The 20,312-nt window shown below is 60.6% G+C and carries 16 protein-coding genes; 8 read left to right on the forward strand and 8 right to left on the reverse strand.

The window, feature by feature from the left end:
• Positions 1 to 158: 158 nt before the first annotated feature.
• The gene (locus E0E41_RS15230) at positions 159 to 917 is read right to left on the reverse strand and encodes a DeoR/GlpR family DNA-binding transcription regulator (RefSeq protein WP_130870603.1); all 759 of its coding nucleotides are present in this window, start codon (positions 915 to 917) and stop codon (positions 159 to 161) included.
• A gap of 191 nt (positions 918 to 1,108) precedes the next feature.
• On the opposite strand from E0E41_RS15230, the gene E0E41_RS15235 reads away from it, so the two are divergent.
• The 7 genes from E0E41_RS15235 to E0E41_RS15265 all read left to right on the forward strand — a co-directional run bounded on the left by E0E41_RS15235 (position 1,109) and on the right by E0E41_RS15265 (position 8,859).
• Positions 1,109 to 1,975, forward strand: a complete 867-nt coding sequence (locus tag E0E41_RS15235) for a class II fructose-bisphosphate aldolase (protein ID WP_130870604.1) — start codon at positions 1,109 to 1,111, stop codon at positions 1,973 to 1,975.
• Between the two features lie 15 nt (positions 1,976 to 1,990).
• Complete coding sequence (locus E0E41_RS15240) at positions 1,991 to 3,043, forward strand: zinc-dependent alcohol dehydrogenase (protein WP_130870605.1); 1,053 nt, start codon at positions 1,991 to 1,993, stop codon at positions 3,041 to 3,043.
• 5 nt (positions 3,044 to 3,048) lie between these two features.
• Positions 3,049 to 4,497 carry a xylulokinase gene (locus tag E0E41_RS15245; protein ID WP_130870606.1) on the forward strand — a complete coding sequence of 483 codons (1,449 nt, stop codon included), beginning with the start codon at positions 3,049 to 3,051 and terminating at the stop codon, positions 4,495 to 4,497.
• Between the two features lie 17 nt (positions 4,498 to 4,514).
• Positions 4,515 to 5,684 carry an MFS transporter gene (locus E0E41_RS15250; RefSeq protein ID WP_130870607.1) on the forward strand — a complete coding sequence of 390 codons (1,170 nt, stop codon included), beginning with the start codon at positions 4,515 to 4,517 and terminating at the stop codon, positions 5,682 to 5,684.
• Positions 5,685 to 6,007: 323 nt separating this feature from the next.
• Positions 6,008 to 6,874 carry a 3-keto-5-aminohexanoate cleavage protein gene (locus E0E41_RS15255; protein WP_130870608.1) on the forward strand — a complete coding sequence of 289 codons (867 nt, stop codon included), beginning with the start codon at positions 6,008 to 6,010 and terminating at the stop codon, positions 6,872 to 6,874.
• Between the two features lie 95 nt (positions 6,875 to 6,969).
• Positions 6,970 to 8,115 (forward strand): acyl-CoA dehydrogenase family protein, encoded by a 1,146-nt coding sequence (locus tag E0E41_RS15260; RefSeq protein WP_130870609.1) that lies wholly within the window; start codon positions 6,970 to 6,972, stop codon positions 8,113 to 8,115.
• Positions 8,116 to 8,160: 45 nt separating this feature from the next.
• On the forward strand, positions 8,161 to 8,859 hold the full coding sequence (locus E0E41_RS15265) for an electron transfer flavoprotein subunit beta/FixA family protein (protein ID WP_278045196.1): 699 nt from the start codon (positions 8,161 to 8,163) through the stop codon (positions 8,857 to 8,859).
• Between the two features lie 255 nt (positions 8,860 to 9,114).
• Here E0E41_RS15265 and E0E41_RS15270 read toward each other — a convergent pair whose 3' ends face one another.
• From E0E41_RS15270 to E0E41_RS15290, 5 genes are all read right to left on the reverse strand, one after another.
• Positions 9,115 to 9,729, reverse strand: coding sequence for a hypothetical protein (locus E0E41_RS15270; RefSeq protein ID WP_130870611.1), 615 nt, complete (start codon positions 9,727 to 9,729; stop codon positions 9,115 to 9,117).
• A gap of 348 nt (positions 9,730 to 10,077) precedes the next feature.
• Positions 10,078 to 10,650 carry a hypothetical protein gene (locus E0E41_RS15275; protein ID WP_130870612.1) on the reverse strand — a complete coding sequence of 191 codons (573 nt, stop codon included), beginning with the start codon at positions 10,648 to 10,650 and terminating at the stop codon, positions 10,078 to 10,080.
• 154 nt (positions 10,651 to 10,804) lie between these two features.
• Positions 10,805 to 11,419 (reverse strand): hypothetical protein, encoded by a 615-nt coding sequence (locus tag E0E41_RS15280; RefSeq protein ID WP_130870613.1) that lies wholly within the window; start codon positions 11,417 to 11,419, stop codon positions 10,805 to 10,807.
• Positions 11,420 to 11,479: 60 nt separating this feature from the next.
• The gene (locus tag E0E41_RS15285; RefSeq protein WP_130870614.1) at positions 11,480 to 16,678 is read right to left on the reverse strand and encodes an InlB B-repeat-containing protein; all 5,199 of its coding nucleotides are present in this window, start codon (positions 16,676 to 16,678) and stop codon (positions 11,480 to 11,482) included.
• A 29-nt stretch (positions 16,679 to 16,707) separates the two neighbouring features.
• Positions 16,708 to 18,141: a hypothetical protein gene (locus tag E0E41_RS15290; RefSeq protein ID WP_130870615.1), complete on the reverse strand. Its 1,434-nt coding sequence runs from the start codon at positions 18,139 to 18,141 to the stop codon at positions 16,708 to 16,710.
• Between the two features lie 231 nt (positions 18,142 to 18,372).
• Here E0E41_RS15290 and E0E41_RS15295 point away from each other — a divergent pair, with 231 nt between their 5' ends.
• Positions 18,373 to 19,059, forward strand: coding sequence for a response regulator transcription factor (locus E0E41_RS15295; RefSeq protein WP_130870616.1), 687 nt, complete (start codon positions 18,373 to 18,375; stop codon positions 19,057 to 19,059).
• Between the two features lie 36 nt (positions 19,060 to 19,095).
• Here E0E41_RS15295 and E0E41_RS15300 read toward each other — a convergent pair whose 3' ends face one another.
• Both E0E41_RS15300 and E0E41_RS15305 read right to left on the reverse strand, forming a co-directional pair.
• On the reverse strand, positions 19,096 to 19,461 hold the full coding sequence (locus tag E0E41_RS15300; protein WP_130870617.1) for a hypothetical protein: 366 nt from the start codon (positions 19,459 to 19,461) through the stop codon (positions 19,096 to 19,098).
• 66 nt (positions 19,462 to 19,527) lie between these two features.
• Entirely contained in the window at positions 19,528 to 20,106 is a 579-nt protein-coding gene (locus E0E41_RS15305) for a hypothetical protein (protein WP_130870618.1), read from the reverse strand.
• Positions 20,107 to 20,312 lie beyond the last annotated feature (206 nt).

Raw genomic sequence — 20,312 nt, forward strand, 5'->3', positions numbered from 1 at the left:
GAAAGGCCCCAACTTTCGCGCTTTCATACTACCATCCGTCAGGACCGGCGAGAATAAGCATTTTCTTGCCTGCCGCATCAACTTTTCATTGATAAGGAGCATAAAGCATCCTCTGTATTTGTCCTTGTTCTTATCTATTTCGCACAAAAGCTCCCAGCTCAGCCCACGGAGAGCACCTGGGTGGAGGCCTGCCGGAACAGCTCCTCCCGCTGGGGCGTCATGTCAATATCCGTCACGAACACGTCCAGCCGCGTCAGACAGTCGATCTTGAACGGAGACTGCCGGCCCAGCTTGGCGCGGTTCATCAGCATGACCTTCTTCCCCTCCATGCCCATCAGGGTCTGGATGTACTGCCGCTCCAGATCATAGTTGTACTGTATCTCAAAGCGCTCATTCACCGCGGAGGCTGAGAAGAAGATCTTGCCCGGGTTGATCTGGGACAGGTTGGCGATGCCCAGGCTCCCCAGCACCACATTCCCGTCGAACACCTCGCCGCCCAGGATATAGACATGGGCCACATTGGGATTCTGACAGGCCGCGCAGTAGATGTTGTTGGTAAATACCACCACGTTTTTGGCACTGATGTTCCGGTACAGCTCAAAGCAGGTCCGTCCGGTGCCCACAAAGATAATGTCGCCGTCCTCCACCAGCTCCGCCGCCCGCCGGCCGATGCGTGCCAGCTCCGGCGGGGTCCGGGGCGCCGCGGCCTGGCCGGAGGTCTCCTGCCGGTCCCCGGCAAGACACACCCCGCCGTACATCCGGAGCACCTTTCCCTCCTCCTCCAGGCTCTTCAGGTACCGGTTGGCAGAGGATTTGGACCATCCGAACTGCTCCATCAGCGCTCCGATGGGCACCATGTCCTTTCCCTTCAGATATTCCAGAAGCTGGTCCAACTGACGCCGTACTTTGTCCTGCATAGTTCCACCTCATTTCGCTTTGCATTGTAGCATATTGGCACAACTGTGTCAATATTTTGATTTATTAAATCGCTCTTCCCAAAATTCTGGTTGACATTTCCCACATCCGGTCCTATAATTTCACCCAAGAAAGGCCTGCAGCTCCGTACCCCAACTTTACCCCACTTTGAAAAATCAGGAGGTCACATTCCATGAGGATTCCCATGTCCGTTATGCTGCAACAAGCGAAAAAGGGGAAATACGGCTGCCCCGCGCCCAACGTATTCAGCTGGGACGATGTAAAGACTTGTTTTGAACTGTCCGTCCAATACCGGGCGCCCATCGTGATCGATATGGCGCCCATCCCGCCGCTGATGGAGCCCATTGCCAAGGCGGTGGCCTACTATGATACAAAGTATCCCAATGCGGTAGTCACTTTGAACCTGGACCACGGCGACACGTGGGAAAACATCATGCTGGCGCTGCGCTACGGATTTGATTCGGTGATGATCGACCGCTCCATGTGCGAGCTGGAACAGAACATCCGGGAGACCGCGGAAGTGGTAAAGGTGGCCCACGCCATGGGGGTCTCGGTGGAGGCCGAGCTGGGCCGGGTGGGCTACAACGCCAACTACGCCCTGTGCGCGGAGGAGGCCAGCGCCTACACCGATCCCGGCGAGGCCCGGCATTTCGTGCAGGCCACGGGGGTGGACTGTCTGGCCGTATCGGTGGGCACCAGCCACGGCGTGTATTCCGGCGGGATTCCCCACCTGGAGTTCGAGCTGCTGTCCCGGCTGTCCGGGGAGCTGGAGATCCCGCTGGTCCTCCACGGAGGCTCCTCCACCGGGGACGAGAACCTGAAGAAGGCGGTGGAGCTGGGCATCCAGAAGGTCAACCTGTGCAGCGACCTGTGCAACGCCGGCTATGACGCCATGCAGGCCGCCTGCGCGAAGATCACCAACCGCCGGCCCATGCCGCCGGAGATCTACGATCCCATGACCGCCGGCTACCGGGAGATGCTGGAGCACTATCTGAAGCTCTTCGGCGGGATCGGCGCCCTGGACCAGAAATATTGCTGAGGGAGGAGAAGGGATATGAAACAGAGATTCGGCTGTTTGGTACATAAGGGACTGGCGGAGGTGCGGGAGCGGGAGCTGCCCGCCCTGGACGAGCACGACGTGCTGCTGAAGCCGCTGGCCTGCAACATCTGCACCTCCGACTACACCCAGTGGATGGGGCAGCGGGAGCACCAGGGCTACCCCATGGCCGGCGGGCATGAGCTCAGCGGCGTGGTGGTGGCGGTGGGGAGCGCCGTGTCCACGGTAAAGCCCGGCGATTTCGTGGCCCCCATGCCGCCCTCCGGCTGCGGCTCCTGCGAGGCCTGCCGCGTGGGCAAGATGATGGAGTGCACCAACCGGCAGGATACCCACCCCACCGCCGACGGCTATGTGTCCGGCTGGTTCGGCTTCGCCGACCTGACGGTGCGCCGGGACTATCAGATCTACCGCATGAACGATCAGCTGGACCCCAGCGACGCGGCCTTTATGGAGCCTCTCTCCACCGTGGTCCACGGCATGAAGAAGCTGCGCATCCGCCCCTATGAGACCGTCGTGGTCATCGGCGGCGGGACCATGGGCCTGCTGAACGCCCTGACCGCCCGCACCTACAACTGCCGGGTGATCGTCTCCGAGGGGATGCAGAACAAGCTGGAGACCGCCGCGCAGCTGGGGCTGGAGACGGTGGACTTCACCAAGTGCGACCCTGTGCAGACGGTCAAGGACCTGACCCAGGGCAAGGGCGCCGACGCCGTCATCGTCTGCGTGGGCAACAAGGCCGCCAACGCCCAGGCCCTGAAGATGGTGAAGGAGCTGGACGGCCGGGTGCTGTTCTTTGCCGCCGCCCACCCCGCGCCCCCTCTGGAGATCGATTCCAACGAGCTGCACTACCGCAAGCTGGAGCTGCTGGGCACCTACGGCGGCGATATGACCGACTGGGAGGACGCCGCCATGCTGCTGAACACCGGCCGGGTGGTGGTCTCCAAGCTGGTGGAACCGGAGAAGTTCGGCCTGAACCACATTCAGGAGGCCTTTGCCGCCGCCTCCGTCCCCGGTAAGTTCCGGGTCAGCGTCCTCTGCCAGGAAGACTGAGCCCTATGGACGGTTCTTTCTACCTGGTAGGCGTGGATATGGGCTCCACCGGCCTGAAGGCCGTGGCGCTGCTGGACGGGCAGGTGGCCGCCGCCGCCCACGCGCCCATGGTCTACCATCAGGAGGGGCCCGTCTGCGAATATGACGCCGAGAAATACTACCAGACCGTAGCCGGGTTGATCCGGCAGGTGACCCGTGCCATGCCCGCCCAGGCCGTCTGCCGGGGCGTGGCCGCCGTGTGCGCCAGCGGAAACGCGGTGCTGCTGAAGGCCGGGAAGCCCCTGTCCCCCATCCTGAGCTGGCGGGACAACCGGGGCGCGGCGGAGATGGAGCAGGTCTTCGGGCCCCTCACGGAGGAGGAGGTCCACCGCACCGTGGGCTGGCACAAGGTGCCCAAATTCCCCCTGGCCCAGCTCAGCTGGCTGAAATGCCGCCGCCCGGAGCTGTGGGCCCGGGCGGATCTGATCTGCGAGGGTTCATGTTATGTAAACTACCGCCTGTGCGGGCAGTTTGCCATGGACCACTCCACAGCCACCACCTTTTACCTGCAGGATCAGCAGACGCTGACCTGGAACCCGGATTTTCTGGAAAAGCTGGGGCTCCCGCCCCGAAACCTGCCCAGACTTGTGGCCCCCGGGACGCAGATTGGCCGGATCACCCCGGAGGCCGCCAGGGACACGGGGCTGCCGGCCGGCACCCCCGTGGCGGCGGGCTGCTACGACGGCGCCGCCGCGGCCAGAAGCGCCGGCCTCTTCCGCGAGGGCCAGATGCTCCTGTCCTGCGGCACCTCCTGGGTGTGCGCCTATCCCAGCAAAAGCCGCCGCCAGCTTCTGGACGCCGGTCTGATGATCGACCCCTACCTCTCGGAGCAGGGGCTCTGGCTGGGGATGACCAGCCTGGGGGAGTGCAGCGTGTATGTGGACCAGGCCCTGGATCTGGTCCTGCCCCGGGACGGAGACCGCACGGCGGCCTTCAACCGGCTGGCCGCGGCGGCCCCTCCGGGGGCGGGCGGCCTGCTGCTGGACCCGATGCGCCTGAGCGCCTGTGACCTGTCCGGCCGGAGCGGCGCCCAGATCTGCCGGGGCATCATGGAGGGGATCGCCTACTCCGTCAAGCGGCAGATCGCGGCGGTCCGCCAGAAGTGCGGCGGGCTGAGCCTCACCCGTGCCGCCATGGTGGGCGGACCCAGCAACTCCGTCCTCTGGCCCCAGATCGTCAGCGATATTCTGGAGGTGCCGGTACACGTGGCCCTCCGCTCCGACGCCTGCGCCGTGGGCGCGGCCCTGCTGGCCGGCCTGGGCGGCGGCGTATGGGACAGCCTGGCAGAGGGACAGTCCGCCCTGCGGGAGGAGGGCCGGGACTACCTGCCGGACACCGCCGCGGCGGCCGTCTATCGCCGGGCCTTCCGGGACTATGAGGCGGCCTTCCCCGGCCCGGAAGAAAACATGCACTGAATACGGAGAAGCATTTTATGCAGAAAAAGCTGTTCAACCGCTATTTTATCCTGATCTGGCTGGGTTCCCTGTGCCTGCTGCTCATCCAGAACACTATGTGTACCGTCATCCCGCTGTTTTTGCAGGAGCTGGGCTTTTCCACCTCTTTTTCCGGCCTGCTGGGGATCCCCTTTGCCGTCTTCGGCATCGCCGCGCGTATAACCGGCGGGCGCCTTATGGACGGATTCAGCCGCCGCGCCATTATGATCGCAGGCACCCTTCTGATGGGGATCGCCTCCTTCCTGTTCCGGCTGTTCCCCGTGGCCGTCCTCCTGCTCCTGCTCCGGGGCGCCCACGGCGCCGGATTTTCCCTGGGGCAGGCGGCGTTCTCCACCGCAAGCGTGGATGTCACCCCCAGGGAAAAAAGCAGCCTGGGAGTGGGCATCTTTTGGATGTCCACCGCCGTCTCCATGGCCTGCACCGGCTACCTGATCCAGCTGCTGACCGGAGACGGCACCTATGACAAGGTGTTTTCCGCCTGCCTGATCTTCGGCGCCGCAGGCGCCTGCTTCGCCTTTTTCTGCCGCTATGAGGCCCCCGGCGCCGGTATCTCCCCGGCGGACGGCCAGGAGCGGGGCCGCGGCCCGGGCCGGTTCCTGGAGCCGTCCGCCGCAAAGCCCGCGCTGATCGAATTCTTTGTGATGCTGGGTGTGTCCTGCTGCAATATCTTTATTCTCACCTTTGCGGCAGACCAGGGATATCAGAACGCCAGCGTATTCCTGCTCATCTCGGCCGTCTCCATGGCCGCCAGCAACCTGTCCTCCGACCGGCTGATCCAGAAGCTGGGCAGCAGGAACCTGCTGGCCCTGACCATGGCTGCCAGCGGCATCCTCACCGCGCTGATCGCCCTGGTGCCCTGTCCGGCCACCTACTATCTGGGCGGCATTGGCTTCGGCATGTCCCAGGGCTTCTCCTTCCCCGTCCTGACCATTCTGGCGGTGGACGGCATCCCGCAGAACCGCCGGGGTACCGCCAACAGCACCATGCTCATGGCCGGCGACGTGGGGATGGGGATCGGCACCTTCCTCTGGGGCGTGGTGATCGACGGCAGCGGCTACTCCGCCGCCTATGCCCTGGCCGGCGCCGCCCTCATCGTAAGCGGCATCCTCAGCCTGGCCTTTTATCGCGGAAAAATGCCGCAAGCCTGAAGACCTCCGGTTTCCCACGCCCGAAACACACACCTTGAACAAGCCCTGCAAGGACACAGGAAAAGCCAGCGCCTGAACGGCGCTGGCTTTTCCTATGTCCCGGCCATGGCAGCCCGATCCCCGAGCCCTGCCCTTTCATGGCCGGCAAAATGAGGTCCCCCGCCTTCCCGGAAAGAATATTTTCTTCCTTCCATACTTGACAATCCGGCATCGGCGTAGTACCATGTCAGTGTCACGAACATTTCTTATTAAGAATCGTTTTTACTGCAAATATTTTGTGCTGCATTCCAGGCTGTGGGTACATTCTTTGGGGAGGTATTCGTATGGAACAAAATCTCAGTCAAAAACGGATCATCACTGTTGCTGTTACCGGCGCATGGCCCACCCGGAAAGACAACCCCAATCTGCCTGTGACCCCGCAGGAGATTGCGGACGACGTCTACGAATGCTGGAAGGCGGGGGCGGCCATCGCTCACATCCATGTGCGAAACGATGACGGGACGCCCTCCACCGCCTTTGAACGCTATCAGGAGACCATTGCCCGGATCCGGGAAAAGAAGGACTGCGACATCTGCCTCAACATCACCAGCTCGGGCGGCACACTGGGGTCCGGTACCACCGCCGAGGACGATGAAGAGCGCATCCGCCCGGTCCGGGAGCTGCTGCCGGAGCTGTGCTCCTTTGACTGCGGGACGATGAACTGGCAGTACCGCACCATATTCGAAAATCACCCCAGATTTCTGGAGAGCCTGGGCCGCACGACACAGGCGTACAACATCAAGCCGGAGATCGAGATTTTTGACGCCGGCATGATCTATACCGCGCAGCACTACATCAAGACAGGGGTACTGGCCCCGCCCTGTCACTTCCAGCTGATCCTGGGGGCGGCCGGCGGCGTAAAGGCCACGGTGGAGGATCTGCTCTATCTGAAGAGCCGCCTTCCGGCGGGCTCCACCTGGGCCGCCGCCGGGATCGGCCACGGGCACATGCCCATCCTGCTGGCCACCATCGCCCTGGGCGGGCATCTCCGGGTGGGTATGGAGGATAACGTCTTTTATCACAAGGGCGTGCCCGCCCGGAGCAACACCCAGTTTGTGGCCCGGGCCAGGCGCCTGCTGGAGGAGGCGGGATACGCCGCCGCCACGCCGGAAGAAGCCAGACAGATCCTGGGTCTGACCAGAAAAGTGTAACAATGAGCGGGCAGGGACACCCCATGGTCCCATCCCCGGCTCTTGTCCATAAAAAAACACCCATCACAAAACCAGAAAAAGGAGAGAAACAGACCATGAACTTTGAACTGACCCAGGACCAGCAGAGCATCCGGCAGATGGTGCGGGAATTTGCTCAGACCGACCTGCTGCCCAGCGTGCGGGAGCGGGACGAGAACAGCCAGTTCCCCCTGGAGGCCTTCCGCAAGCTGGGCGAGACCGGCCTGTACGGTCTGCCCTACCCCACCGAGCTGGGCGGCCTGTCCGGCAGCTACCTGAGCTACATCCTGGCGGTGGAGGAGGTGTCCAAGGTGGACGCGGCCTTCGGCATCGCCTTCTCCGTGGATACCTCCCTGTACGGCGGCAGCATCGCCAACTCCTCCGCCCCCGCCGAGATCAAGAAGAAGTTCCTGGCCCCCATCACCTACGGCCAGAAGATCGGCTCCTTCGGCCTCACCGAGCACTCCGCCGGCAGCGACGCCGCCGGCCAGCAGACCGTGGCGGTGAAGGACGGGGACAGCTACATCCTCAACGGCTCCAAGTGCTTCAACACCAACGGCCCTCTGGCCGACTACACGGTGATCTACTGCCTGACCGATCCCGCCCTGGGCACCAAGGGCATGGCGGCCTTCGTGGTGGAAAAGGGCACCCCCGGCTTCACCGTGGGCAAGGTGGAGAACAAAATGGGCATCCGCAGCGCCCAGGTGTCCGACATGATCCTGGACAACGTCCGGGTACCCGCCGAGAACATGATCGCCCAGCCCGGCGAGGGCTTCAAGCTGGCCATGAAGACCCTGGACGGCGGCCGGATCGGCGTGGCCGCCCAGGCTCTGGGCATCGCCAAGGGCGCCTTCGAAATCACCCGCAAGTACATGATGGAGCGGGAGCAGTTCGGCAAGCCCATCAGCAAGCAGCAGTACCTGGCCTTCAAGATGGCCGAGCTGCAGACCGACATCCAGGGCGCGGAGCTGCTGCTGTACAAGGCGGCCATGGACAAGGAGGAGGGCCGGCCCTACACCGTGTCCGCCGCCATGGCCAAGATGACCTGCTCCAACGTGGCCATGAAGATGACCACCGAGGCGGTGCAGCTGCTGGGCGGCAACGGCTACATGAAGGACTACCACGTGGAGCGCATGATGCGGGACGCCAAGATCACCCAGATCTATGAGGGCACCAACGAGATCCAGAAGCTGGTCATCTCCGGCCAGCTGTTCCGCAAGTGATATGGGTCCCGCCTCTTGCGGCAGAGCTTTGCAATGAACATTTTGATGTGTGTCTGCGCCCCGGTTTCTGACAGCGGAGATCATGTCTCAAGGCCCGGCGCCTTGAACGGCGCAATGCAGGCATCAGAAAAGATCCCCGGCGTAAGGATTACCGCTGCGGCCGTGGAGGAACCCGGCGGAATCGAAACGCTGCGCACCTGCCTGGCACTGGCTGCGGATAAGGCCGTTCTGATTCGGAATCCCGGGATCAGCCGGTATGATCCGGCAGCATTTGGAGCCCTGATGGCTGGTGCTGTCGCGTCCATTGAAGAAACGGATGGAACTTTTGACGCGATATTCTGCGGTGACAACGACCAGGGTCAGGAGGGGCTGGGTCCCGCTCTGGCCGGTTATCTGGGCCGGCCCCAAATAACCGGCGCCAGCAGCATTGAGCGGGATGCCCACAGCCTCTTGGTCCGGCAAAACTGGGACGGCGCATGTACCCTTCTTCAGGTGAATACGCCTTGCGTCATCTCCTTTCTTCCTTCTCATGCTCCCGTGGGCTATCCCAAACTTCCCCGCCTGATGGCCGCTAACCGTGCAGAAGTGCCCGTGTACGGCGTTCAGACATCCCCTCGTGTTCAGCAGCTGCTGTCCTTTCATCCGCGGCCCGGAAACGAGCGGATTTTCAAGGGCAGCGAGGCGGGCCTGTTTGTGAAATGCCTTCTGGATGAACCCCTTTTGCGAGACGCCTATACCCTGTAAGAATCAGATCCGCCGTAAACTTGTGTGAAAGCCAGCTGTCGGATCCCCGGTCATGTCAAACAGCCCGCTGGAGTCGTTCGCTCCAGCGGGCTGTTTTTCTGTGCCTCCAGATGCTGTGTTCCTGCTATCCGGCGCTTCTTTCTCAGAATAAAGGGCCAGATAAGTACAAACCGATTTTTTGATTGCTCCGAAGCAAAAAGCCGTCTCCTCAGCGCACAGGCATTGAGAAGGCGGCTTTTTTATAATTTTTTCAGGCTAGTCCCAATCACGAAGTTTGTGACAATACTGGGTGCAGAGCTTGTCGGTACATTCGCAGCACTGGAGGGCCGCGTTGGAGTGGTCCCAGAACCGTTCCGGATACATCATGACGCACAGCTCCCACACTAGCCACGCCACGGCGGCCATCAGCACCAGGGAGTGGGCATAAAAACCGCCCATAAAAATCAGCGGCGAGAACATCATCAGATGGTCCCAGTTGAAGATCCTGCATGTGGTACAGCAGCGGTTCCGCATAATCAGCCGGAAGGGGCACCAGATCAGCACACAGATCAGGTCACAGACATAAAACAGCACGGAAAACATAAAAAGGATGACCTTGTCTATCACACCGGAACAGTACAGCACCCCAATTCCCGCAATGAGCGCACACCAGAGGATAAACACCTTATACGCCGCCTTGGTGGTGGACACGATGTAACTGCGCAGCGCCTCATGATTGATTTTTTCCCGTATTGGCCTGAAGCGGTTGGCAAAGAGCTTCTGAGACCCCAGAGGCACCTTGTTCCGGATGGGGATGATCTGGAGGAACATATCAATGACCCAAATGGCCCACAAGATGTGCAGCGGAGAGAACTTTTTGAAAAAATTCATTCCGTCGAGCACCGTAAAACAGTCTCTCCGGTAAATGCACATCAACGTGCATATCACAAAAATCAGGCAGCGTCCGATCAGTCGGCCAAAGTAACGCTTTCTTGTTGCAGACATTTTATCCTTCTTTCTGTCTCTATTGTGATGCTGCGATCTCCGCTATCGTGACGGGTATATCTGCAACCTGTATAACCGTCAATAGTTTTCGGAGAGGCTGAACAGGGTCCCGTGCAAAAGCGTTTGTAATATAATTAGTATAATACATTTTTATGGTACTGCACAAGCCCAAACAGACAAAATCCGGCGGAATCATAGGATTCCACCGGATTTCGTTTATTTTTTTACCCCGTATCAGGCGTAATTCTGGTACAGCGTCATATTCAGATTGATGTTGCCCCGGCTCTGCCAGGTGTCCGGTTCATAGGCCACAATGCGGATCGTCACGGGGGTCTCCTGCTCCGTCAGGGGCTGCTCCAGCGTGACCGTGGGCAGATGGGTGTTCTGGCGCAGGACGCCGGTGGAGCCCAGCAGATTCCCGTCTCCGTCCAGCACCTCGGCCCGGAACCACACCTCATTGTCGGCGGGGTTGGTCAGATAGAGCTCTACAGTCTGCCCGTCATTGGCGGGCACGCCGCAGAGGATCACGGAATATCCCTCGTCCACCTGCAGCGTGGAGTAGCCGTATTTCTCGTCCACCTGGGGCGCGCCGGCGACGGCGGCGGTCTCAAAGTCCGGGTGGGTCAGGGCCGCGGGCTGAAAGTGGAAAAAGGCCCCTACCGCAGCCGCCACCCCTATGACCGCAATGAGCAGATAGACGCCGCCGATCTTCCACGCGCGCTTCTTCCAGGTCCGGCAGTTTTCCTGTATCCGCTGCGGGCGAAGTTCCGCCGCCGCTCTGGTTTCTGTTGATGTTGTGACAGCCATAAAGATCCCTCCAATGATAAGACAAACTCAGGCAGGCGTTGGGAACGGAGCGGAGGCTCTCCGCCCTGTTCCCAGCGTCCGCCGGGGGATGGTGGCAGGACGCATCCCCCGGGACGCAGGTATGGGATACCGTGCCGCTCACGCGGCTCATAACTTACTGTCTAGTGACCTTCAGTGTAAATCTGGCAATCTCTGTGGCAGTGGGGTATGCCACCTCGGGGGTACCGCTTACGGTAACCGTAATATCGCCGGACTTGACAGAACCCACTGCACTGTTGTCATAGGCGGAGTCCAGTAAAAGTTCTTCGGTAACCGCCAGCGTCACGCCGCTGTCAGAAGAGGTGGGAGCAGCATTTTCAGGCGCTACCTTGATTGCCACATCAGAGTAGTTATTGACCTTAATGACCTGGGTGGCTTCTTTCCAACTTCCATCATCGTTAGTGGTTTCATATTTCAGTGTCTCGGGATTCCAAATAGTCGTAGCGCTATTGTTCCACGTAAAGGTTACCTCTGTAGTGTTAAAACTCACCGCATACACATGGGTGGTACCGCCGGTAGAAGAACTCTGCAGCTTGACGGTCACATCCTTGCTGCCAATTTCCGTACCGCTCGTGTCTCCTGTCCCCGCAGCTTTACCTGCGGTGGAGGTGTTGCCCGCGTTGTCTTCTGTCAGGTGATTCTGGTCGCTGAGATACGCCGCCCCGGCGCTGACGGTCATGGCACCAGCCAGCATAGCCAGAGCCAGAGTGGTAGCTAAAATTTTCTTCATTTCTTCGTCTCCTTTCAAACAAAATCACTGCTATATTAAACCGGTTCTGCCACACCAGGTTTAACCATTGGTCTTGGCCACCCGCACGGTGATGGTGCCGGCCTGCGCCGCCTGGGCGGGGAGGGCCACATCCGGCGGAGCCGTGCCCGCCGCCTGGAGCGTAAACTGCGCCGCCGCCTGACTGTCCAAGGTGCCGCTGAGGGTCTTGGCGGTCTCGCCGGCACTCTCCGTAAAGCCCGCCGGTCCGGTGAGGCTGCTCAGGGGCAGCAGGCCCCGGAACCCCTCGTCATACTGGAGGGACACCTCCACCTGCACGCTGGCTCCAGGGGAGCGGTTGGTCACGGTGACGGTCCCCGGCTCCCCCTCCGGCGCAGACACCTGCCACTGGCCGGAGGCGCCGCCCACGCCTTCGTACTCCAACGTCTCCGGGTTCCAGATCAAATCCGGAGGCGTGTAGGTCAGGGTGAGGGAGGAGGGGGCTTCAATGTCCACGCTGTACTGGGAGATGTTCTGCACCGTCACCAGCAGGTCGCCGTTCTGGGCCGTTCCGCTCACATGGGGGTCATTTTCCGGCTCATAGATTTTCGGCGTCCCATCGTAGGGCGCAAAGAGAATCACCGGATCTTCCAGGCCTGTGTAGCCGTCCGGCGCCCGGGTCTCCGTCAGCCGGTAGTAGCCGGCTGGGAGATTTTCAAAAGCCCCGGCCCCGGCGGCGTCCGATGTAATCTGCCGGACGGGGAAGGTCTCATCCCGGATATAGTTCCCTGCCCCATCGGTAACCAGCTTATAGTCATAGCCCCCTTGAGGGCTGCTCGTGACCGTGGTCTGAAGCCGTTCCAGGGTAAACTCCGCCCCCGACAGGGGCGTCGCCCCGGTGTCGGTTTTTTGGATATCGAAGGTGGTCACATCCGGGTCCCACACGGCGTAGAGCACCGTGCTCTTTGTGATAGGCTGGCTGAAATGAAAGCGGTGCTGCTCAAATTCCACCAGATCCACCCGATTGTCCCCGCCCACAAAGGGCCAGCTGTCCGGGTCCGTATCCGTCCACCCGATGAAGGAATAGGCGGTGCCGTCCGACAGGACATAAGACGGGTCCGAGGGCTGTGGGACCATCCCACCGTCGGCCACATAGGCCACCCATTGGGGAGCGCTCTCACTGCCGGCGTTGTAGAACTGCCCGCTGGTGTCCGTCCACGTGCCGTCCCGCAGGTCGAAGGAGACCACCAGCCGCTCCTTCCACTGGGCATACAGGCTGGCGTCCTCCCGCAGGCCGCCGGGCTGATACCAGGGGGCGTCCTTCAGGGTGTCCGTGGTGTAGGGGGTCCCGCTGCCGTCGGCAGCGGTATTCCAGCCGGTAAACTCATAGGCCAGCCGCTCCGGCTCCGCGGACGGCACAGTTGCCGCCCCGGGATAGGTGACGGTCTGGGCATAGGACCCGCCGTCGGCCGACGGGGCCAGGAAGTCCTCCGCCGCCGGCCAGGAGGCGGGAAATTCCCCATTCCCATTGAGATAATAGGTCAGGGTATAGTCCCCGTTTTTCATGTAGATGTGGAGGACGTTCCGCTCCTCCTGCTGGGTCACCAGCAGGACCTTCTCCGACAGCTCCGTATCCAGCTCCCGGCCCACCATCAGGGCGTCCAGGGGCCCGGTATCCTCCAGATACCGGCCGTAGTTCACCGCCAGGTCGGCGGCGGAAAGGGCTCTGCCCAGGGTCTCCGTGGCCTCCAGGGTGAAAAGAGCGTCGTCCCCTTCCGCCGGGTAGCTCCCGTCGTCTGCCTGGAAGTGGTAAACCACCCGGAAGGGCTCCAGCAGGGTATTGGACACATAATAGATGTAGAGATGGTTCTCCTCCTCCGCCGCCGAAAGGGTAAAAGTGGTGTTCCAGCTGTCCCGGGGCGTGTAGCCGCCCACCACCACCGCCGCCTCGCTGACGGACGTGGACTGGCTCAGGGAGGCCTCATCCACGACGACGGTCTTGTCAGCCGCCAGAAACACCGCGTCCGGCGGCGGCGCCGTGCGCCCGTAGTCGATACCCATATCCCGGACATAGTGGACGTGATAGGTCACTTCACTGGCGATTTTGCTGTAGAAGAAGTCAAAGTAAACCTCCTCACCTTCCGCCACTACTTTCGTCTGCTCGCCAGCATTGGAGAGATAGCCTTCCGCGGCCCGGGCTTCCTCCGTCACGGAGGAACCCACCGCCACACCGGTGACGTGTTTATCCGCCAGCAGGCGGTAGTAGGTGGTGCCGTCGATCACCTCCGTCCCCAGCCCGTTTTCCTGCGTCTCCGTAGTGAGGTAGCGCACGGTGTAGTGCCCCGTGTACTCCGTTTTCCAGCGGGCGGTGAGGGTCAGGTCGGACACCACCAGCTGGGATTCGTCAAAGAGATAGCGCTGCTCGGCGCCGTTCACCTCGTAGCCCCAGTAGTCAAAGGCCAGACTGTAGTCGCTGTCAGCCCCGTGGCGCTCTTTGACGATCTCACTGGCCTTGGTGCCGCCGGGGATGCCGGAGACCGTATAGATGGTGGTCACTTCTCCGTCCGGCCCGGTCACCTGGTCCACAGTATAGGTGTAGCCCAGGGCGGTAAACTGGTTCAGGGAATCCTGGTACAGCTTGCCGCCCGGCACCACCAGCTTCAGGGTAAAGGTGGGGGCGATCCACTTGGCGTAGAAGTTGACACTGGACACCGGGTTTTCCGTGGACCAGTCCACCGGGAAGGTCAGGTTGGCATCGGTATACCAGCCGCCGAAGGTATAGGCATTCCCGTAGGAGGAGACATAAGGCGGTTCCGGCATATAGTCGTAGTCGAAGCCGACCAGTTCCTCTGCCAGCGTCTTGTCGGCGATGTAGTGGAAGTTTACGGTTTTTATCTGCGCAGAGGTCCCATTGGTCAGATTAGCGTTGTTTTCGTGGTAGGTCGCGGTATAATTATCATAGGTATAAAAGAAATAGATGTCATTTCCATTGTAACATCCATACTGATAGGACACATTGGCAAAAACGGGAGCACTCTGCGCACTGGCACTATCTTGGGTCATGATGGACATAGGAGAACCATATTGGTAAAACCTCCGTCCCTTCACAACTTCAAGGCCGCCGTCTGCCACAATATTGACAGCGGAATACGTTTCATAGTCTGATCCGGTAAAACTCATTCCAGATTCTTCTATGCCTGGTATTGCCTCAAAGAAGCAATGATATTTCATTTCAGATCCCGTAAAGTTCCAGTTGTAATAGGCAACTAAGTGGTGCTCCACGTTTGGGTTTTCCGGATCGATAATCAGATCGGCCGACATCGTGGAGTAGATTCCATTGATAACACTGTTTACTCCAGGATTTTTCTTCGCGTAGGGACTTAGAGCATGAGTACCCCAACCTAAAAAAGTGCGAAGTCCAAACCATCCACCGCTTCCCATGGTTTCTCGTACAGGCCATCTGTCAGAGATGTACTCTCCATATTTAGCCTTGATCCGGTACCATTCTTCGGAGGTATCGGTAATGAAATAGGTTTTTCCACCAATGGTCATCTCAGGCGATCCGCCCAGAGGCAAGGTCCCTTCTTCGTACCCAGCTTTCCAATCATCGGCTGTTTTTCCAGTGGAGTATCCGCCATCTGCAACATGATAAATCCAAAAACCTTCCCAGCCCAAATGGAATGTAAGGGTATACTCCTTACGGGCATAGCCGATGTTAATGGCGGTGCTGCCGTCGCCCTCGGCGGTCTTGAGCGCCCCGTATTGACCCGCGATCTCCTGGGTTGCGCTGTCAACCCAGGTGAAAGTGAAGTACTCACCGTCCGGAATGTTGGCCGCCTTCATGGCATCCGCCGACAGGTATTGGTCAATGGAAATATCCACTTGATCGCTCTCACTTACCCGATAGCCCACCGTCTGGCCGGCGGTCACGGTGATCTTTCGCTCCCCCGACACGGTGAAGCCGTCATCGTTGGCGTTCTCCAGCCAGTAGACCAGGGTCACCGTGGTGTCCGCCCCTACCCAGTTGGCCTCCAGCGTCAGGTCGTGATCCGGCATGGCGGAAGGCTGCTCCATCGGGGTTCCATCTTCATTCAGCCAGGTCCAGTTTGCAAACGTATAGCCGGGCCTGGTATGGCCGCCCCCCACAGCCTCCGGAATGGCCTGCCCGAAGCGCAGCTGCACCGGGTCCACCGCGTTGCCGCCGTTCATCTGGTAGTAGATATAGTGGATGTTCCGGTCATAGCGGAGCTGGATCACGCTGGTGCCGTTGGCATTGATATTGTAGCTGTCCGCGTCCTCCGACGAGGCTGCCGTCAGGGTGAAGCCCTCGTAGCGGGGCGCCAGATCCAGGTCGTTGAGGCTCACATGGGTGGTCCCATCCACGCTGCCTGAGGCGGACCCCAGGATAGTGGTATACTGCTCCGGGTTATCCGGGTCCTGTCCCAGATATTCCACCTTGAATGTTACCTTGCCAACCAGGGTATAGGTGACGGGGATATTGATCTGCACGTTGCCGTTTTCATCCCGCTGATAGTCCTTCTCCCCCTCGTCCCAGGCCACATAGCCCGCGTCGCGGCAGCTCTGGAGAAAGGCATCGTCCAACTTCCCGGAAAAAACGCCGTTTCCGATCATTCCATTCAGCTGGGTACTGCCAGCGATCTGGGGGCTCAGCCCCTCCAGGGACTGAGTTTGGGGCAGTTGGATGGAGATGGTCTCCTCGTAACCGTAGGGCACAGTGGAGGTCTCCGCCGCCACGGTGTTGGATTCGTTGGCGAACTGATAGTATAAGTTGACCACATACTGGCTGTCGCTGATATAACGGGCCACGAAAACCGTGTCCCCTGTCACGGTATAGATGTTGTCGCCGGACGCCCCCTGGGCCACCCAGTCCCGGAAGCTGTATCCCTCCCGCTCCGGGGGATCAGGGATGACATGGGGTCCGTAGGAACCTACCTCTCCGCCGCCGGGGTAGTACAGGTACCAGGTACAGTCCTCCCCTGCCGGGACCTGCGCCCCCTCCTGCTTCAGCTCCTCCGCCGTATACAGCTTGGCGCCCTCCGGCACGTCCGAAAAGGCATATCCGGTCCCGTTCTGGAACTCACTCAGATCATAATTGACGAAACGGACGGTATATCCCCCGCTGGCCAGAGCTGCCGCCGGTATCAGGGACAGCAGCATACACACACATAGAATCAGTGCCGCCCACCGGCGGGGCTTGCCGGCTCCGCCCGGCGCGGTCCGCTTTTTCATCAGGCGCTTGGGGCGGTAATGAGTTGGAAACACAGCGGCACCTCCTTCCTCACAGCTGTCATTTATCCTACGGTGACCTCCAGGGGCACCACCGTATTGACGGCCGATTTCTCATTGGTCTCAACGTCATAGAATTCCAGCAGCACGGACAGCTCATACTCCCCGGCGGGCAGCCGGCTGCCGTCCGGCAGCGCGCTCAGGGTGATCACATCTACCCCGTAGCCCGGGGCGATCAGCCCCGACTGGTACAGGGTGACCATGTTCCCATCTCCGGCATAGCCGATCTTCTCCTGGTCCTCAGCCGTCAGCCGTACCGTGGCCACAAAGCCCCGGGTGCTCCAGGTGGGACAGCGGAGCCCCACGCTGCCGGCATAGTTCTCCGTGCTGACGTACATCTCCGCGTTCATGATAAAGCTGGAGCTGGTATCGGTGACCGCGTCCGGCTCCGGCGTGATCTCCGTCTCGGGGTCAATGGGCTGGGCGTTGGGGTCCAGAATCACCGGGGCGAAGATCTCCTGACCTGCCGCCGCCTGGGCGGTAAGGGCGAAATAAAGGGGGGCCGGGACGCAGAGCAGCAGCAGCAGCAGGGCCAGTCCCCACCAGGGGAGCGGCAGCTTCCGGCCGATCTTGCCCACCGCCGCGGAACCCACAACAGTTCCGCCATTCTGGGCCACCAGGCCGCCGGTATAGCGGGACGGCGCGCCCTGGAAGCTGGCGGTACAGTTGGCGATCTCCCCTTCATTGTTGGCACACAGGGGCGCCGCGGCGCTGCCCTTCCCCAGGAGCACACAGTCCACACCCAGGTTCAGGACCATGCCCTTCTTGCCGATACAGCCGAAAAAGCCGGCAAAGGGGTGTTTTCCACCGTTGACCACAAAGTTGTGGATCAGATGCCCGCCGCCATCAAAGCAGCCCTCAAAAGGCGTGTTGGCGTCCAGGCCCACAGGCGTCCAGCCCTTACCGCCCAGGTCGATGTCTGCCATCAGGCGATACAGCACGGAGGTTTCAGCCGTTCCGCCGTTGACCTGCTCGGCAAATTCCAGCAGTCCTTTGCGGTCCGTGATCTCTACCACCCGCTCGTACTCCCGGCCGGCTGCCATCTGGTCGTACAGGCCCAGCCTGGTCCTCTGCTTTCCGTCGGTATGCAGATGCCAGATGCCTGTCAGGTCCCATCCCTCCAGGGTCTCCTCCGAAACATCCTCCTCCGGCAGGGAGCAGTCCCAGTCCGACCAGTCCTTTTCCTTCGCGTCCCGCTCCCTGATCCAGAAGCTCTGGCGGCATCTGCCCTTCTGCTGTCCGCACAGGCCGTTCTTTTTTCCCTTCCCCAGAATCCGGCCCTGGGCCGCGCAGCGCTCCAGCGTTCCGCGGTTTTCCCCGCAGAATCCTCCGGACAGCATACCAGCGGCCTGCCGCAGGCAGACCCTGCTGTAACAGTCGATGATCCGGCCGGTATTCAAGGCGGCAAAGCCGCCGGACAGTTTCTTCTGGAGCGCCATGCATGCCCCTCCTAAACCCGATTTTGGCTTTTTCCTGTGTGTATTTCTGTGCTCTGCCCCTCTGTTTCAGGCTTCGTGCACGATGCAGCTACTGATTCCATGTTATCATAATAATATAAAATTTACCCACTAATTTCTGCCATTTTGGCAAATGTGACGGATCTGTGACTTTTCCGGTGCCGCCGGCATGGTATAATATAGGAAACAGAATACATACAAGGAGGAGCCGCCATGTACCGGGTCTTACTGGTGGACGACGATCCCCATATACAAGCAGCCAATGAGGCTTATTTGAAAAAGCAGGGCTATGAGGTCTATCTGGCAGGAAACGGGAGCGAGGCCCTGGAGCTGGCCGCCACAACCACACCGGATGCCGTGATACTGGATGTAGACATGCCCGGTATGGACGGTATCACGGTCTGCCATCAACTGCAGAAAATCAGCCAGGTGCCGATCATCTTTCTCTCGGCCTACGCAAAAACCGACGACCGGATCCGCGGTCTGATGGCCGGTGGTGACGACTATCTGGGCAAGCCCTACTCTCTGGTAGAATTCGAACTGCGGCTGCGCCTGCGGATCCGGCGCGGTCACCATGAGGAAACCAGTGATATCCTTCGCTTCGGCAGTTTGGAAATCGACCTGGGCCTGCGTGAGGTCCGCTACGGAGAAAACTCTGCCCCGTTTACTACCCTGGAGTTCGATCTTCTGGCCTTTCTGGCCCAGCACCCCGGTCAGGTGTTTTCCTATGAACAGCTCTATGACCAGGTATGGAAAACGCCCATCAATCAGGGCCTTCATAACATCCAGGTCTGCACGGCGCGCGTGCGTCAGAAGCTGGACCAGCTCTGTCCCGGGATACCTTACATCCAGACTGTGCGGCGGAAGGGATACCGCTTCAACGCCGCGCCGGAACAATAAAAACCGCCCCGGAGTGCTCCGGGACGGTCAGATACCCTATTTTTTTCTTCGGAAAGGACCTATACCTGCCGCTGCCACGCCGACAATCCCGCAGATGGCCACACCGCCTGCAATCAGAAGTGTCTGCCGGCCGCCGGAAGGGTTTTGCGGCGCTTCCAGCGATTTCACCTCATCATAAGCCGTCTCCTCCGCAGCGGCCACAGGCTCCGTGGGGGCGGCGGAGGGCCGCTCCGCCTGCGCCGGGACTTCCTCCGGCACTTTCTCGTCGAGCATCGGCTCTGTTGCTTCTGCCGGTTGTTCTTCCGCTTCTGCCGGACCGTGCACTGTCAGATCAGGCTGCTGGGTCTGCGGCAGCGCAATGGGCGGCGCCAGTTCCTTTTCGGGTTCCGCCGGCTCCGGCACCCGCTCCGGCGGGTTCGGGTTGGTACTGCCGCCCCGGTTTCCGCCGGAATCCTCTGTCTCCTCCGGCTATAAGGCAAAGGCCTCTGAACGCCAATAGAGGTGCTCCCACAGATCCTCCGCCGCAATCCGGAACATCCGGGGTGTCTCATCCGGCAGGACAAAGACGCACTGGCTGCCCTCGGGTTCCGCATCTATGACAAAAAAGTTTTCCTCTCCCTCCCACCGGGTCCAGGTAACGCCATGATCTGTGGAGACCTCACCCCAGACATCCGCAAAGGCTGGGAGCTCCAGCACCGTCAGCTGCACTGTCGGCAGCAGATCCCCCTTCCATACCGCATTGGTCACCACCAGGGTGTCCGGCGTGTACCAGTGGACCGTCAATTCCAGCGGCAGGAAGCTGAGCATGGGCTGGCCCATCTGATCCAGAAAGCTGCCGGCAATCGTCAGTTCTCCCTCTGTCCGGCCATCATATCCGCTGAAATCCCAGGAAAGGGGAATTTCTGTCCAGGTTGCCGTCCCCCGGTCCTGCACATCCGCCTCCAGGACATCGGGAAGCATTTCGGCTGTCAGCTGCGTCCCCGCCTCCAGCCAAATGTCATCCGGAGCCGTGTAGCTGGTATCTACCAGCGGAACAGACCACGCCACGGTTCCCTCCTCCGTTTCCATCCGCTGGAATTCGGAGGAATTCCCCATCCCCGATCCGGCCTTCCGGCAGCGTTATGTAATAGGATTCCAGCGGCGTCTCCGGCCCTGCGGCCAGAGCGGGCATTGCAAAGGTCCAGCTCAGTGCCGACACACACAGCCAAATCGCAGCTCGCCTGCTCCATTGCATACTGTTCACATTCCTCCTG

This window comes from Intestinimonas massiliensis (ex Afouda et al. 2020), assembly GCF_900626285.1.
GTDB classification, from domain to species: Bacteria; Bacillota; Clostridia; order Oscillospirales; family Oscillospiraceae; genus Flavonifractor; species Flavonifractor massiliensis_A.

What these genes read in the sequence shown, in the direction of transcription:
- E0E41_RS15230 (WP_130870603.1), bottom strand. Translation starts at nt 917, where the DNA reads ATGCAGGACAAAGTACGGCGTCAGTTGGACCAGCTTCTGGAATATCTG.
- E0E41_RS15235 (WP_130870604.1), top strand. Translation starts at nt 1,109, where the DNA reads ATGAGGATTCCCATGTCCGTTATGCTGCAACAAGCGAAAAAGGGGAAA.
- E0E41_RS15240 (WP_130870605.1), top strand. Translation starts at nt 1,991, where the DNA reads ATGAAACAGAGATTCGGCTGTTTGGTACATAAGGGACTGGCGGAGGTG.
- E0E41_RS15245 (WP_130870606.1), top strand. Translation starts at nt 3,049, where the DNA reads ATGGACGGTTCTTTCTACCTGGTAGGCGTGGATATGGGCTCCACCGGC.
- E0E41_RS15250 (WP_130870607.1), top strand. Translation starts at nt 4,515, where the DNA reads ATGCAGAAAAAGCTGTTCAACCGCTATTTTATCCTGATCTGGCTGGGT.
- E0E41_RS15255 (WP_130870608.1), top strand. Translation starts at nt 6,008, where the DNA reads ATGGAACAAAATCTCAGTCAAAAACGGATCATCACTGTTGCTGTTACC.
- E0E41_RS15260 (WP_130870609.1), top strand. Translation starts at nt 6,970, where the DNA reads ATGAACTTTGAACTGACCCAGGACCAGCAGAGCATCCGGCAGATGGTG.
- E0E41_RS15265 (WP_278045196.1), top strand. Translation starts at nt 8,161, where the DNA reads ATGTGTGTCTGCGCCCCGGTTTCTGACAGCGGAGATCATGTCTCAAGG.
- E0E41_RS15270 (WP_130870611.1), bottom strand. Translation starts at nt 9,729, where the DNA reads ATGAATTTTTTCAAAAAGTTCTCTCCGCTGCACATCTTGTGGGCCATT.
- E0E41_RS15275 (WP_130870612.1), bottom strand. Translation starts at nt 10,650, where the DNA reads ATGGCTGTCACAACATCAACAGAAACCAGAGCGGCGGCGGAACTTCGC.
- E0E41_RS15280 (WP_130870613.1), bottom strand. Translation starts at nt 11,419, where the DNA reads ATGAAGAAAATTTTAGCTACCACTCTGGCTCTGGCTATGCTGGCTGGT.
- E0E41_RS15290 (WP_130870615.1), bottom strand. Translation starts at nt 18,141, where the DNA reads ATGGCGCTCCAGAAGAAACTGTCCGGCGGCTTTGCCGCCTTGAATACC.
- E0E41_RS15295 (WP_130870616.1), top strand. Translation starts at nt 18,373, where the DNA reads ATGTACCGGGTCTTACTGGTGGACGACGATCCCCATATACAAGCAGCC.